Origin of the sequence: Caenimonas soli (assembly GCF_013155545.1) — a bacterium.
Taxonomy (GTDB): domain Bacteria; phylum Pseudomonadota; class Gammaproteobacteria; order Burkholderiales; family Burkholderiaceae_C; genus Ramlibacter; species Ramlibacter soli.
Window position 1 is genome coordinate 1 of record NZ_JABJVV010000031.1, and the last position, 13509, is coordinate 13509.

Here is a 13509-nt window from a genome sequence, read left to right on the forward strand (position 1 = left end):
GCGAGCTGCAAAGGCACGAACTCGCCGGCGCCCGCCAGCGCCGGGGCGACAGCCCCGCGCGCGTCTCGGCGCCACGTGTGAATCATGTTGGCATTAAGGCCATGGGCCAGCGCCACCTTGGCTATCGAGGCGCCGGGCTGGCTGCATTCGGCCAGCACTTTCGCCTTGAACTCCGGGGCATACGCGCGCACTCGGGTGCGCTTGGTGGGTTCGCTCGTGTCCATTCCAATCCTCTCGTGGACACGATGCTCGCCGCAGCGGGCTAAGTCGGCAAGGATGGGTTCGCCGGACGCTTACGCATCTATGAGACCTCCCATACATGCAATCTTCGAACGTCCGTGTGCGTGTGGCGCGTAAGACCAAGGAAACGCTCGACATCTCGACCTTTGAGCTGGTTCAGGTTGACGATGGGCCAATGCCAGCATTTTCGGCCGGGTCACACATTGACGTTCATCTTTTCAATGGACTGACGCGTCAATACTCGCTGTGCAACGACCCGCGCGAGGGGCACCGCTATGTCATTGGAGTGCTTCGAGATCCCGCCTCCCGAGGCGGTTCGCGAGCGATGCACGAGCAAGTCAAGGAAGGCGACGAGTTGTGCATAAGCGCGCCGAAGAATCACTTTGCACTTGCTCACGAGGCCCCTCATAGCGTGCTTCTGGCCGGTGGAATCGGTGTTACTCCGATTCTTTGCATGGCGGAACGCTTGTCGGCGACCGGTGCGTCTTTTGAGATGCACTACTGTGCGCGTTCGCCCGATCGAGCGGCGTTCCGCGGTCGGATCGCGGCATCGTCATTCGCGTCTTCAGTTCATTGTCACTTTGATGATGGCGCAGAGGAGCAGAAGCTAGATGCCGGTGCACTACTCGCGGCGGTGCGGGCCGACACTCATGTTTATGTTTGTGGCCCCAAGGGCTTCATGGACTGGATTCTCGGAACGGCGCGCTCGTTAGGTTGGCCCGCGACTCGACAGCACTACGAGTTCTTCGGTACTGAGGTTGCGAAGTCCGATGACGGCGAGAGCTTCGACGTCAAATTGGCGAGCTCGGGCAAAGTAGTTAGGGTCGCGAAGGGCCAAACCGTGGTGCAGGCATTGGCTGCCGTCGGTGTTGAAGTGGCAACCTCATGCGAGCAGGGCGTCTGTGGCACGTGCCTTACGCGAATACTAGAAGGGGTTCCTGAGCACAAAGACGTGTATTTGACCCCGGACGAGCGGGCGGCCAACGACCAGTTCACGCCATGTTGCTCTCGGTCCAAATCGCCTCTTTTGGTACTCGACCTCTAAGTAGAGCTAGGGCGTGCCGTACTTCGCCAGAGCTTGCTCGGTGACCTCTTTGGCGTGGACCGCTTCAGGCGTGATCGCCACGCGGTGGGCCAGCACGCGGGTGGCGACGTGCATCTCCGCAGCTAGGTACACGAATCAGTGGACCATCGGGATGTATGTGATGTCTATCGCCCACACTTGATTGGCTCGCCTGAGCGCCAGATTGCGCAGCAGGTACGAATAGAAGGTAGTGAGCTCGGTTGGCCGCACGCGCAGCCTTGCGTGCGCGGCGCGCCTGGCGCATAGAGCACACCGAGCGGAGCTGCCGATTTGTCGTCTGTTGGAGACGTGGTTTACCAGCCGAGCATCCCGCCTCGGCACCGGTGGAGGCTTCGGGGAGGGCTTCGAGATGCTAGAACAGCCGTCGATGGAACGCACAAGTTTCGGATCCCGTTTTCGGCGGGAAGGTTGGAGTGTTGACTTGGCTGCCTGTCTGCCCACGTCGCATCAATCGGACGCCCGTCAAGGCAAATGCTAGCGCCGCTGCGGCGAAACTGCCGTTAGGGGATCAATGCGCGGCGCTCTGCCGCAGACTGACCATGAGGTCGCACACCTCGATGAGCGTTTTCAACCCTAGGCTTTGGGACAGGTCGAGGATAACGCTGCGGCTGTAATACGGGCTGAGATCGAGCCCAACTCCCAGCCCGCGGATCGATGTCACCGGCGGCGGACTGAGCGGCCACAATCGCCTGGAGATGATGGTCCAGGTAGTGGTCGTCATTCGCAAGGGACGTGGCACCGTCCATGGGTGAGCCGTCGGAGACCACGACGAGGATGCGCCGCCGCGCATCGCATTGCTGCCGAGTGCATGCCCAAGCCACCGCTTCGCCATCGATCCCTTGTCGATAGACCTCGTTTCTTAGCAGCGCCGCGATGGCTTTGCGGAAGCGTCGCCAAGACGACTCGGCGGCCTTGAAAACCACGTGCATTACCTCGTTGAGTCGCCCCGGGTGCGGCGGGCTGCCGGATCGTTCCCATTCGCGACGAGGTCGGCCACCATTCCATGAGCCCGTGGGAACCCGAGGACCTCGGTGGCCACACCAGCCTGCTCGAGCGCGCGCGCCAGGACGTCGATTAAGACCCCGAGCCGGCGTGAATGCTCCTTCATGGAGCCAGAGCAATCCAGCAGCAACGTCACGGCGCAGTCTGTCACCCGCTCCTGCCTCACCAGCTTGAAGAGCCGCCGCTCAGTCGGTGACGCAATATGTTGTGGCAGCAAGCGGCCGTAGATGCGGCCTTCCTCCTGAGCCGTGTGCCAACCGTCGTTGGTAGCTTTAGCAAAAAGCGCCTGCAAATGCTTGGCGAGTCGGCCGATGCTGATCCGCGATTTCAGAACCAGCTGGTCCAGTTCTTCCCGGAAGCTCGCCAGGACCGGTTCGCGCGCGAGCGAGGTCGACTCTACCTCCGTGTCGTGTGCGCGTGTGAACACCCTGTAGGCATCGCCGCCGTCCACGAGCAGCCAGCTCTGGCCGAGGCTCGCGACGGGGAATTCTTGGTCCACGTCCGACTCGACATTCAACCAAAACGCCATCCCGCGCTTGCTCGTGCCGGCGTGCTCGTCATCGGTCTTCGCTGTTTCTGCTTCGAACCTTAGCAAGATGGAGGCGACACGCGTCGCGATCAACGCCGCCGTCTCTCCATAGGCCCCCCTGGTCATGTCGCAGGGATCGCAATGCAGCCATCTCTGCGCCGACATACGGTGCCAGCGAAATCCGCACCGATTCGATCTGATTCTGTTGGACGTCGTCGATCTGGATGCCGGTGACGTACGAGCGGCAACTGAGTGCGACGGCAAAAACGATGTTGCCCTGTTCGGTGGCGAGGATTCCCTCCTTCGTGAATACATCGACCCAAGTCTCGTGCCGATGTCGGAGGTTGTGCTGGACGCCCGCAAAGTCGTCGCCGACGAGCGACTCGAGGCGGTCTTGCTCCAGCAACGAGAAAACGCGCCGCCGACCGGCTCGGAGGCGCGTGCGCCTCTTCCCGCAGTGCCAGCCCGTCCGCAGCGCGTCGGAACGATCGAAGGTCATCGAGCTCTGCGGACGGATGCAAGTGGGCAGCCGCTGAAGGATCCATGACAGGGTCCAGCTGCTTGCTCCGCAGAGCTTGCCATTGCGCATCGGATATGCGCTATTCTGCTAACAGGAGTTAGCCTAATAGCAGTGATTCCTGAGCTGCGAGACGGCGGTAGAGGCCTTCCTTTCGGCAACTCCTCTCTAGCCAGACTCCGCGCGCTAGTCGACGAAATGCTCAGGCTCTGTTGGGCCGCCGGGCTCATCTGGAGGCCTACCGAGCTTGAGCCCGCAATTCGGGCAAATGGGGTTCGGGTCTTGATTCGCCTGGACGAGACTAGTCGTAAAGTGCTCGCCGCACTGCGGGCAGATATAGGCGACGGGAAGATCTTCGGGGTCTTGCTGCATGATTTAAGCGCCCTTTCTTGAGGTTAGAAGTCTGCACAACCGCGGAGAGCAAGGTATTCGTATGAAGCGGACGCACTTCATGGAATGACGGGGACCCCGTTCATTTCAAACTCCTTGCACACTGAGCGCGAATAGGGGTCGGAGCGCACATAGGCTTGCGCTGCATCGCGGCTGGAGGTCTTCCGTATGGCATCAAGAATGGCGTCGGCGCACTTGCGGCGGTCGCCGTCGGACATGGCTGACTGACTTCTGTCGCAGCCGATTGCCGCTACCGCGAAAAAGAAGACGCTGGCTATGACGGTCAGAGCGACTTTCATTAGCTACCGTGGCTGCGCCCACAACTGATCGTTTGCCAAAGCCTGATTGCTCATGGTGACAGTAGAAGCAAACTAGGGCTCGCCCATAAGGGGCAGTTCGCTCTCTTTGGGTAGGACAAACATCCCAGTCACGCCTGCCGGCTCCATAGCCGACTACGTAGCGGCTCATCACTCGGCCGGCTTCCGCGGCCTCCCGACTCTTTTGGGTCCGTCCTTACGCAGCCGAACCACGCCGCGATATCCGAGCGGAGCCACCGCGGCCGGCTGCGGTAACGGAAACCGGCGTGCAGGACACGGCGATTGCCACGCTGGCCCTCGCGCGGTCTGCGCTTCGGGCCGGGGAACGATGTTCCGCAATGGCTGACGCGTCGATCACCCCGGCCGACATCCTGGCCGCCCGGCAGCCCATTGCGGGCACAGCCGTCCACACACATCTCATCAACTCGCCCTTCCTGCAGCGGCGCGTCGGTCGCGAATTGCTACTGAAGCTGGAACTGGCGCAGCCCATCGGCGCCTTCAAGCTGCGCGGTCGTTAGCCTAGAGAAGAGATGACATTCCGCGTAGATAGCTGAGCGTGCGCGCGAGACCGCCAGCTGTGAGAATGGATTCCGCCGGCGTCTTGTGGAAAGCCCGGTTGTAGCTGGTCATCCAGTCACGCATTCGCGATTCATTCCCGCCCACCAAGGAGAAGAGGGCTTGGTATACGCTCACGAGCATCAAGGAATGGTCCCATTGCTCGCTTCCTTGTCGCACGTAGCGCTCTCCACGTGCAAAACGGCCGATCGTTGATTCGCTGACTCCGATAGCCTTGGCCAGTTGCCGCCTGCCCAGTCCCAAGGAGACCGCAGATTCCATCAGCGCGCAGGTCAGTGCTGGAGCTTGACGCGCGCGCATTGGGTCTCGAGGCGTTGAACGTGTCATTCCGTGAGTCCAGGCGTTAGCCGTGCGGGCACGCAACGGTTCTCTTGCTTCTTCTTAACTTTAATACTGGCGGAGTCGTTCATGCGGTACTAGGCCTCGTGCATCGCTTTAACCTTCTGCTCATGCCCAAATGGCTAAAAATCCGTCCGCACACTGCAGCCCCGAAATCGCACCCTGCCGACGTCCACGGCTTCGGCCACTACATCAGCGGCAGCAGCAGCAGCAGCAGCAGCCGCGACCTCACCATCCGGCTTGAAGGTCACGAACTCGAGATGCAGATCCGACAGCGCCAGCAACTTCACCATCCCGCCTCGCCTCGCAGAACCACCTGGCCCAGGCCGTTCTTGATGCCGCAATAGTCGACCGCCCGCGCGTCAAAACCCAAGGCGACCCGAACCTTGGCGTACTCGTCGCTGAGGTCGTCGTGGTGATGGCCATGAAAGGACCGCGTCACCTTCAGGCACCGAGCCAGCTCGTCGATGGCCGGGTTGCCGTGGGGATGGCAGCTGGGCGCCTCGTGTGTCACGAGGATGTCGGCCTCCTGCGTTGCCAGAGCCTCGAACTCGTCCTGATAAATAGCGCCCAGGTACTTTGGCGCCGGCCGTTGCCCGCCGCGCCACTGGAACGTCCCGCGCGCTATCGCCTCCGCCTTGTTGGCGACGATTGCTTCGCCCGGCGGCATCCAGACCTGACCCAGAAAGACCCCGCCAAGGCCTGCCACTCGCACACCATTTAGCTCCACTACCCGGCCGTGCAGGGCGATGGCGTTGCCAGCGTCGTGAAGCATCTTCCAGTGCTCGTAGGTATCGGCATCGTGGTTGCCGTGGATGAAGGCGACCCGCAGCTGCGGGTAGTCCCGATACATGGGATCCAGAAGCTCGCGCAATGGCTTGTGGTCAATGTCTACATCCCCCAGGAACACAAGCCATGCCGGAGGTGCGCTGGCGACAACAAGCGCGCGCGCCAGGTATTTGAACTGCCCGTGCACGTCTCCCAGGAACCAGATCCGGCGCAAGGCGGCTTCGTGCTGACTGTCGAATTCGGCGATTCGACTGGTCACGTCATTGCTGATCATGTCACCTTGCTTCGTCATCACTGCTCCTCCTTGTCGAACCAAGCAGATTCCAGTTCGCCCTGGCGATGCTGTATCGCGTGCTCATCGCACAGCACCAGGATCCAGGGCTCCTCCTGGTTCGGAATGCCCGGCTTGCCACAGACGATACAGAGGGAGCGCGTGGCGAGGGTGGCCTGTTGTACGAGGTTATCAATGCGTCGGGGAATCGAAGGCTGCGAACCGTCTGCCTCCGCTGGACTGCTACCGCTTGAGCGCCTGACCACCATGGTCACTTGGGTCCCACTGATGAGATTGATCATTGGAGCGGGCCTGTGCCCGTTCATCTCCCAATTGAAGCGGGCCGAGCCGAACTTTTCCTTGAGCTGCACCCAATGGAAGCCGCGTTTGTCCGGACCCAGCAGCGCATCAATCTCCTCGCACAGTTGGGTGAATAGCGGAAACCAGCCGCGACAGAACGAAAGGCCGATGTTCTCGCCGGCGAACATGTAGGGGAACCTGGCTTTGACTTGTCTCGGATTCATAGCTTTCTTTCGATCAGTGCAGATAGCCATTGGCGCCAGCACGTGACGGGTGAGAGTCCAGCAGCGCGGGCGGCAGATCCTGCCGCTGGAGGCTCGTACGACCGGACCTGAGGGCGCGGGCCATCGCCTCCCGCGTCAGCTGCTGGATATGCCGCGCTGGCAGGTGGGCCACATACCGCTCAAGCCTGCTGGTCTCGACGCTAAAGCCGCGCACGCCCGTGTCGCGGATCGTGGCTCTGATCACTTCGCGGGCCAGCACCAGGCACTGCTGAGCGTTCGGCACTTGGATATGGAATTCCTTGAATCGGCTGCGAAGAGGGTCGTCCAACCGGGTCGCATCATTGGCCGTTGCGATCCACGTCACCAAGCTGGCGTCGAACTCGAATTCCAGCGAGATGTCGCGCAGCTGTCTGGCCGACACTGGCTCCAGGAGCGAGTACAGGCTGGACTGGACCTTATGCGTAGTGCGATTGATCTTGTCGATCTCGTCGAGCACGACTACCGGATTGGCTGCTTTTCCCAGTACTAACAATTCGAACAGCAGCCCATGTTGGGTGTTTCCCCACTTGCGGTCCGAGCCGAGAAACAGTGCTCCCGTGAGGTCGCTGTCAAGGCGCTGGATGCTCAATGGCGCGGACAAGGCTTTGGCAAGTCCTTGCGCGAAGTGGGTCTTGCCGATGCCCGGCTCACCGACCAGGAGGACAGGGGGAAGGCGCAGCGGCTTGCGGGCGCGCTGCGCCAGAACGATCTGATCCCGCACAAACTCCACTACGGCCGCCATATGGGGTTGAGACAGTGCGAGCTCTCGCAAAGCTGCGCTCGACGGCCGCGCGATCAGTCGCAGTTGACCGCTGTCGAGCATCTGGTCGTAGATGAGCTGATAGCGCTCGCGGTCCTCCTTGTTGTAGCGGCCCATCCGCTGATGCAAAGCTAAGCCCTCATCAGGTTGGAATACCGGGTATTTTTGATCGCGTCGCGACCCATGAGGCGTTGCGGAGTGAGCGGCCCAAATGGCTTTTTGGTTGGATGCCCGGTCCCCCTGGATTACAGGTGCATTTGTTTTGCCGGGCTCCTCAGGTGCCTTGGCGAAGGTCTTTTCGCGACGGTCGAGCTCCAACTTTGCGGCTTTCTGGGCTTCTTGCCTATCACGTTCGTACTTCGCGAGCTCTTCGGCGAACAGGGCTTCAGCCAGGTGATGAGGCACTAGTAATTCGACGCTGCGATCCTGGCCATCTAGGACGCTGAGGCGCTCGAGAGCCTTGAAGCCGTGGGCGAGATCGCTCGCCGGGTCTACGGTTTGATGCTTGAGGTGATTGTTTTTCATTTCGGGCTCCTGAATTTGGGGTCAGGAGCCCGGGGCGCTTCTTGGCGTCAGCTCATGTGCTGCGGCAAATTGTTGCGCCCGGCTCCTGGCGACTACGGCAAGGGTTCGGTAGACATTCGAGGCGGGCAGTCATCGTGCGATTCAAACGACTGCCCGATGTAGTCGCGTCGTAGCTAAACCGCATGCTCATGGCCAACACCGAGCGCTTGACGGATGTCGTCGGGATCGCGCGCTTGAACATCAGGCGCGCTGCAACATGTGCCGGCGCGGTGCTGCACGGGTAGCGGCATTTGCGATGGAGCGCTGCGGCGAGCATACTTGGATGTCGGTTGTTTTGGATGCGAGGTGGGTACGAGGCTTCAGCATAAAGGCGAAGTTGACGGCGCGCAAGACTTCTTACTAACGGTGCAGCTCGTTTTTTTGAGCGGACTCCGTCAGAATGCCCCACTGCGTCCCTCCGAGGTGAGGCTGCACAGGGACCACCGCTGAAAGGTGAGCACGTACGGGGACCTGCGCTTCAATGGAATGGACATGCTTGCTGAACGGAATACAGCATGGCCGGCACGGTCTTGGACGCAGGAACAGCGACAGCGGCAGCGGCAGCGGGAGGCAATCAGGAGTTGGAAGCCGTGGGAGCAATCCACCCGGCCCGAAGAGCCCCGGGGCAAGGCCAGGGTTAGCCGCAACGGGTGGAAGGGCGGCACCCGGCAGGTGCTGCGCCAATTGAACCTCGTGCTAGATGGCCAGCGTGAGGCGTTAGCCGATTACTGAGAACAGCGGCACAACAGCAGCCTGCTCGCACGGGCCTTCCTACTCCAGACACTTCCTGCACTGGTCAGCGGGCATCTGTTTCGAACACATGTCGATGAGGGATTGAGCCGGCAGGCGCTCCTTGTACCGGAGATACACGGCACACACGTCCGGTTTTTGGACGCCTTGGGGAACGACACGGGGCGGGCCGACAACTCGTGAGAAGTCGAAGCCGCACGAACTGCCGGCACTGCGTACCTTGGAATCCACATCATCAAGGCCGCTCTTCAGGTCTTCGAGCTTGCTCCGGTAGTCTGAACGTGCAGACTCATAGTCGCTCCGCTTCATCCGGCACCCATCTCGCAGGAGGTCGAACACCTGGGGCATCGGTACGCACTGGCGGAGCTCGTCCTCTGCTGATTTGAACTTGCGTTCAGGTCCCAAAAAAAAGAGGGGCGACTAGGCGGCAAACCGGAAACCGTTTCCGCAATTCGAGACAAGGACATGGCCCGCATGGCTCGAACCTCCGAGCGCACGATACGGGACGCGAAGGTCGCCGCGAAGGCCGGGCTGGGCAATGCGGTCAAGCAAGGCGTGATGAGTGCGCACAAAGCCGCGCAGCAGGCCCACGCCAGAACTGGTCGCCACTCAAACGACCTGACGCATGGCTGGCCAATCGAGTAAAAAGTCCGCAGCGTCGCTTGTCCGCGTCCCTTGTTTCAAAACCGCGCCCCGACATCCCGCAGTAGATCAAATTGTTGGCGTCCCAGATCACATAGGCTCCCGCGCGGAAACGAGAGGTACATCGACATTCGGCCAGTCGCCGAGGCGATACCTACGAGAAAACATTTCGCGATTCATATGCGGAAGAGCTATTCGGTCAAAGTGTACTGCTCGGTTCAGGCCGCGCCAATTGCAGCGGACAACTGACCGCAGGCGATTGTCAGCGTCGCGCTTGCTAGGCCATTGCTGACAGCACCCTCTGCACCACCGAGACGCCACAGCCTGCCTGTGCGGGTCATCGTCGAGTCTCGATCACCCGAAGAGTCCGTCATGGTCCGCGTGTGCTCCGATGTCACGCTTCGTTGCTTGGCTGTTGCGGATCGTGCAAGGACCGGTGCTAAAGTGGATTTACCGCATGCCAAAGAAGCTTGGCACGCACCTGCCAATTGGATTCGAGGTAAGTTGGCTTAACGCTGCAAAGGAGCAACCCATGGCCAAGAACGCAACCGGCGACCCCAGCGTCTACCGTGTCACCGAGATCATTGGCACGAGTGCCGTGTCGTGGGAGGACGCTGCAAAGAACGCCGTAGAGACAGCGGCGTCTTCTTTGCGCGACTTGCGGGTCGCCGAGATTTCCAAGCTTGACCTAACGGTTGACGATGGCAAGGTAGTCGCCTACCGGGCGCGGGTGTCCTTGTCATTCAAGTACGACGGCTGAGTATCTTTGCGCCTGGCCGCAAGTGGCATCTTGCAAGGCGGATTGTCTTGCGCAGTAGCTTCGCCTGGATCCCATCGAGGCGATTGCCCCGCGCACGCCGCCATGCTCGCTGGGGTACGGCGCGGCATGTGGCCAGATGCGCAGCTAGACCACCGCTGACAAAACTCTCTGTACCACCGATACGCCGCAGCCAGCTTGCTGGGCAATCTTAACTTTGCCAAGTCCTTGTCCGCGGAGCTCCAGAATGCGCTTCTCGGTTCTGACACGGACGGACGTCCGATGGCCTTGCCGGACTTGGTGCCCTTGGACTTGGCCCTTGCCATGCCCGCACGGACACGTCGCGGATCATCTCGCGCTCGAACTCGGCGAACACGCCCATCATTTGAAAGAGGGCCTTGCCCGCCGGCGTCGTCGTGTTGATGCCCTGTTGATACAAGTACAGGTCCACACCAGTTGAATGCAGATCCTGGAGCAGCGCGACCAGATCCACGAGCGACCGCCCGAGCCGATCCACGGACCAGCACGCGACCAGACCGAAGTCCCGCCGGGCTACCCCGCGTAGCAAGGCGTCGAGCTGCGGGCGGTCTTTGCGCCCCTTGGCACCGCTGATGCCGCGATCCACGAACTCGGCAACTACGGCCCACTCCAGCCGCTCGGCAGTTTCTTTCAACTCGAGTAGCTGGTTGGAGGTCGATTGACGGTCTATTGATACGCGGGCGTATAGCGCCACCCGCTTCGCGCTGCTGGTCTTGCTCATGCCGCATGCGGTCACGGCGCCATACCGAAATCAACTGGTTTGCGTATGCCATGAAATAGGGAATGTCTAAGAGCGAACCCGACGGCAAAAACGGAGGAGCTTTTCGGTATACCCCCATCGGCGCAGCTGGAACGGGACCGTTCTTGCGGCGAACGCGCTTTTACCCCACTTTCCAGGTCATCAACCCAACAGCACGGCCATCCACACCGGCTGAACAGCTGCGGCGTCCGCTGATAAGGTTCGTTTGCCGCTTCGCGGCTTTTTTGCGCCGAGGAAGGGACAAACGTCCTATGCAGTTCGGGGCAACTCTCCCTCGACGAAGCGAGTAGCGTTGGCAAGGATCGAGCATGTTTCCCACTGCTGTATCTCCCGGAGCTACCAAGCCAGCTGCCCATGCCTCACCGTCGATGTGCAGAGCCGGAAGGGCCCGACAGAGGGGAGGGAGCCGTGAAAACTCGCTTCAGCGCTTGCGATTCCTGCTGTCTGTCTGGGCGCAGGTCGCAGAGGCACGCGGTCACACCGCGGTGACTGTAGCGGCGGTTCACAGCACTGGCACTCGCATGCATACCGCTGGTAAAAGGCTCCTCGGACTTTTCTTTTCTGCCGTTTTGTTGCTAACGCCCGCCACTGGTTACTGCAACCTTGGCATTGGAGAATGGGGCTATTGGACTGACGTGGACCAAATGACGGGCAAGCCAATCCGGCAAGCCGGCGTGGCGAGCCTCACGGTGCTGAAGCTCAATCCACCGTACACAGGGGAGACGTACGGGTTTCTTACCGTGCGCCAGAGAGTAGGCGAGAGCCCGGACGTGTTCGTTCAAGTCTCACAAGGGCAGATTCCTTGCTCTACCCAAGTAGGTGGATGCACGGTCACAGTGCGCTTCGACGACGAGCAGCCAGTACGGTTCATTGCGGGCAATCCTGACGACGGTAGCTCGCAGGCATTCTTTTTTAGTAACCCGCGGGTTTTCATCGCTCGTGCCGTGAAGGCCAAGCGCATCCTCATCCAGTTCACGATGTACCAATCCGGCAATAGGATTCTGGAGTTCCTAGCGCCCACCTCGCTGCAGTGGGAGCTCTCGCAACCAAAAAAGGAAAGGTGACCCGAGCCGGGCCGGTTGGCCGTCCTGCGGCTAGAGCCAGAAATGACCAGGCAACTGGGCAATTGCGCGCTCAACGCCGGAGTTGTTGGAACGTGCTTCGTTGTGCCGCCGCCCTGGGCGGTTACACCTAGCGCTTGCTTGGAAGGTTTATGAATGATCCTCGAAGAGCCGACACTACTTTTCTTCCGACACAGGCCCCAAGGCTGGGCAACCAGTGACTACGTTGCAAGTTCACTCCAATCATTGGAAACTACTTTTTTTCTGATTGCCGCTCGTCGTTATCCACACGCGTTGGAGGTTTGTGCGTCCGCAATTGAGAGCACCTTGCAGGCAGCAAACATCGGGGCGAAAGAGAAGGACGGGTTCCAAGAACTAGTCAGAAAAGCGAAGAAATCCTCCCAAGCAATAATTGAGTTTGGGGACGACAAGCTCAGAGACTTCCGCGAAACCAGGAATCGAATAGTCCATCGTGGATTCAGCCCCTCAGACAATAGTGAGTCAACAAGCCTCTACCTAGAAGTGGGATTGCCATTTCTTGCTCTCTGCTATCGAGAATTCCACCAGTTTGACCTGCTGGACGGTTTGTGGATGGAGTGTGCCGAGCACTTCGGTATTGCCCAGCGTGTTCTCGCGCTGGCAAAGAGGCCAAATCTCGATATGTCGTATTGCCTGCACAGCGTTGCCCATCTAATTGGTTGGTGCTCCAAGCAAAATTTTTCAGGAGGTTGGGAGGTCAACGCGCTTGAAGATGCCGAGGGGCAAAGACTACAGTACGAGGGAGCCCGCGTAACGCGGGAGCACCTTGAAAACTCAGGTGATGCGGCCTGGATCTTCGATTGCCCGGTCTGCCATGCCGTTGATTGCGTTGTAGCCAAACTTGACGCAGGGGTTATGGACCAAATGGAGGTCTACCCAGTTCAGATGGAGTGCACAAAGTGCGGATTTGCAGTGACCGAGTCTCAACCCTTTCTTAGCCAAGTTCTGCTTGAGGCACAGCTTGCCGATTCCAAGGCGACAATACTGAAGAAATTTGGAGTTGACTGAGTTTGATTGACCTGCCAACTACATTTTTGTATTGCACTCAGCTTTGCGCCGTGGATGTTGGTCGCCGAGTAAGGCTGCCTCACTCGAACCCGTGGCGCTTCGGCGCTGCTCTAGGCGAGCCCTGGGTACGGTTTAGCGGCGGGGTTAGCCAAGGGAGTGCGGTTCGACGCGTGCGACGTCAGTCCCTCGCGTAAGCCTCGCGAGAGAGCTAGCTGTTGAGTTGCAATAGGTTGTTCCCGCCGAGACGGGAAGCTGGAGGCTTATAGCCCAGGGCCGAGTGGGGCCTGCGGGCGTTGTAGTAGGCCAGGAACGCGGGCAACCAGCCAGTGCGTTCAGCGCTGTTGCTCCAGGTGCGCCCGTAGGCCCATTCACGAAGGCAGGTCTGGATGAACCGTTCGGCCTTGCCGTTGGTCTGCGGTCTATACGGCCTGGTGAAGGTGTGCTTGATGCCCAGGGCCTGGCAGGTCTTGGCAAACAGCCTGGAGCGGTAGGCGCTGCCGTTGTCCGTCAAG

The 13509-nt window shown here is 60.2% G+C and carries 17 protein-coding genes and 1 pseudogene; 6 read left to right on the forward strand and 12 right to left on the reverse strand.

Annotated features, from left to right (window positions below):
* On the reverse strand, window positions 1-224 hold a 224-nt coding region (gene tnpA, locus HNE04_RS27385), incomplete at its 3' end, for an IS66-like element accessory protein TnpA (protein ID WP_172221903.1).
* A 95-nt stretch (window positions 225-319) separates the two neighbouring features.
* On the opposite strand from tnpA, the gene HNE04_RS27390 reads away from it, so the two are divergent.
* On the forward strand, window positions 320-1285 hold the full coding sequence (locus tag HNE04_RS27390; protein ID WP_172226948.1) for a PDR/VanB family oxidoreductase: 966 nt from the start codon (window positions 320-322) through the stop codon (window positions 1283-1285).
* A 6-nt stretch (window positions 1286-1291) separates the two neighbouring features.
* Here HNE04_RS27390 and HNE04_RS28640 read toward each other — a convergent pair whose 3' ends face one another.
* From HNE04_RS28640 to HNE04_RS27410, 4 genes and pseudogenes are all read right to left on the reverse strand, one after another.
* Window positions 1292-1417, reverse strand: a complete 126-nt coding sequence (locus tag HNE04_RS28640; protein WP_407926626.1) for a hypothetical protein — start codon at window positions 1415-1417, stop codon at window positions 1292-1294.
* Window positions 1418-1824: 407 nt separating this feature from the next.
* A pseudogene (locus HNE04_RS28480) lies at window positions 1825-2981 on the reverse strand (cobaltochelatase CobT-related protein).
* The gene (locus HNE04_RS27405; RefSeq protein ID WP_328700424.1) at window positions 2884-3444 is read right to left on the reverse strand and encodes a hypothetical protein; all 561 of its coding nucleotides are present in this window, start codon (window positions 3442-3444) and stop codon (window positions 2884-2886) included. Before HNE04_RS27405 ends, HNE04_RS28480 begins: the two are co-directional and overlap by 98 nt.
* 377 nt (window positions 3445-3821) lie before the next feature.
* Window positions 3822-4061 (reverse strand): hypothetical protein, encoded by a 240-nt coding sequence (locus HNE04_RS27410; protein ID WP_172226956.1) that lies wholly within the window; start codon window positions 4059-4061, stop codon window positions 3822-3824.
* 356 nt (window positions 4062-4417) lie between these two features.
* On the opposite strand from HNE04_RS27410, the gene HNE04_RS27415 reads away from it, so the two are divergent.
* Entirely contained in the window at window positions 4418-4597 is a 180-nt protein-coding gene (locus tag HNE04_RS27415) for a hypothetical protein (protein WP_172226959.1), read from the forward strand.
* Window position 4598: 1 nt separating this feature from the next.
* On the opposite strand, the gene HNE04_RS27420 is transcribed toward HNE04_RS27415, so the two are convergent.
* The 5 genes from HNE04_RS27420 to HNE04_RS27440 form a co-directional block, all read right to left on the reverse strand.
* Window positions 4599-4955, reverse strand: coding sequence for an antitoxin Xre/MbcA/ParS toxin-binding domain-containing protein (locus HNE04_RS27420; protein ID WP_172226962.1), 357 nt, complete (start codon window positions 4953-4955; stop codon window positions 4599-4601).
* Between the two features lie 161 nt (window positions 4956-5116).
* Window positions 5117-5287, reverse strand: coding sequence for a hypothetical protein (locus tag HNE04_RS27425; RefSeq protein ID WP_172226964.1), 171 nt, complete (start codon window positions 5285-5287; stop codon window positions 5117-5119).
* Complete coding sequence (locus HNE04_RS27430; RefSeq protein WP_207717748.1) at window positions 5281-6075, reverse strand: metallophosphoesterase family protein; 795 nt, start codon at window positions 6073-6075, stop codon at window positions 5281-5283. The genes HNE04_RS27425 and HNE04_RS27430 overlap by 7 nt, the downstream gene beginning before the upstream one ends.
* Window positions 6075-6542 carry a hypothetical protein gene (locus HNE04_RS27435; protein WP_172226967.1) on the reverse strand — a complete coding sequence of 156 codons (468 nt, stop codon included), beginning with the start codon at window positions 6540-6542 and terminating at the stop codon, window positions 6075-6077. Before HNE04_RS27435 ends, HNE04_RS27430 begins: the two co-directional genes overlap by 1 nt.
* A gap of 49 nt (window positions 6543-6591) precedes the next feature.
* Window positions 6592-7902 (reverse strand): AAA family ATPase, encoded by a 1311-nt coding sequence (locus tag HNE04_RS27440; protein ID WP_172226970.1) that lies wholly within the window; start codon window positions 7900-7902, stop codon window positions 6592-6594.
* 1263 nt (window positions 7903-9165) lie between these two features.
* Between HNE04_RS27440 and HNE04_RS27445 the strand changes: the two genes are divergently transcribed.
* Both HNE04_RS27445 and HNE04_RS27450 read left to right on the forward strand, forming a co-directional pair.
* Window positions 9166-9336: a hypothetical protein gene (locus HNE04_RS27445; RefSeq protein ID WP_172226973.1), complete on the forward strand. Its 171-nt coding sequence runs from the start codon at window positions 9166-9168 to the stop codon at window positions 9334-9336.
* Window positions 9337-9865: 529 nt separating this feature from the next.
* Window positions 9866-10093, forward strand: coding sequence for a dodecin family protein (locus HNE04_RS27450; RefSeq protein ID WP_172226976.1), 228 nt, complete (start codon window positions 9866-9868; stop codon window positions 10091-10093).
* A gap of 208 nt (window positions 10094-10301) precedes the next feature.
* Here the strand turns inward: HNE04_RS27450 and HNE04_RS27455 are convergent, their stop codons facing one another.
* Window positions 10302-10850, reverse strand: coding sequence for a recombinase family protein (locus tag HNE04_RS27455; protein ID WP_207717749.1), 549 nt, complete (start codon window positions 10848-10850; stop codon window positions 10302-10304).
* Window positions 10851-11317: 467 nt separating this feature from the next.
* Here HNE04_RS27455 and HNE04_RS27460 point away from each other — a divergent pair, with 467 nt between their 5' ends.
* Entirely contained in the window at window positions 11318-11953 is a 636-nt protein-coding gene (locus HNE04_RS27460) for a hypothetical protein (protein WP_172226979.1), read from the forward strand.
* A gap of 153 nt (window positions 11954-12106) precedes the next feature.
* A complete protein-coding gene (locus tag HNE04_RS27465; RefSeq protein WP_172226982.1) occupies window positions 12107-12997 on the forward strand; it encodes a YheV family putative zinc ribbon protein in 891 nt (296 codons plus the stop codon).
* Between the two features lie 208 nt (window positions 12998-13205).
* Here the strand turns inward: HNE04_RS27465 and HNE04_RS27470 are convergent.
* The coding region (locus tag HNE04_RS27470) for an integrase core domain-containing protein (RefSeq protein ID WP_172226985.1) at window positions 13206-13509 on the reverse strand (304 nt) is incomplete at its 5' end.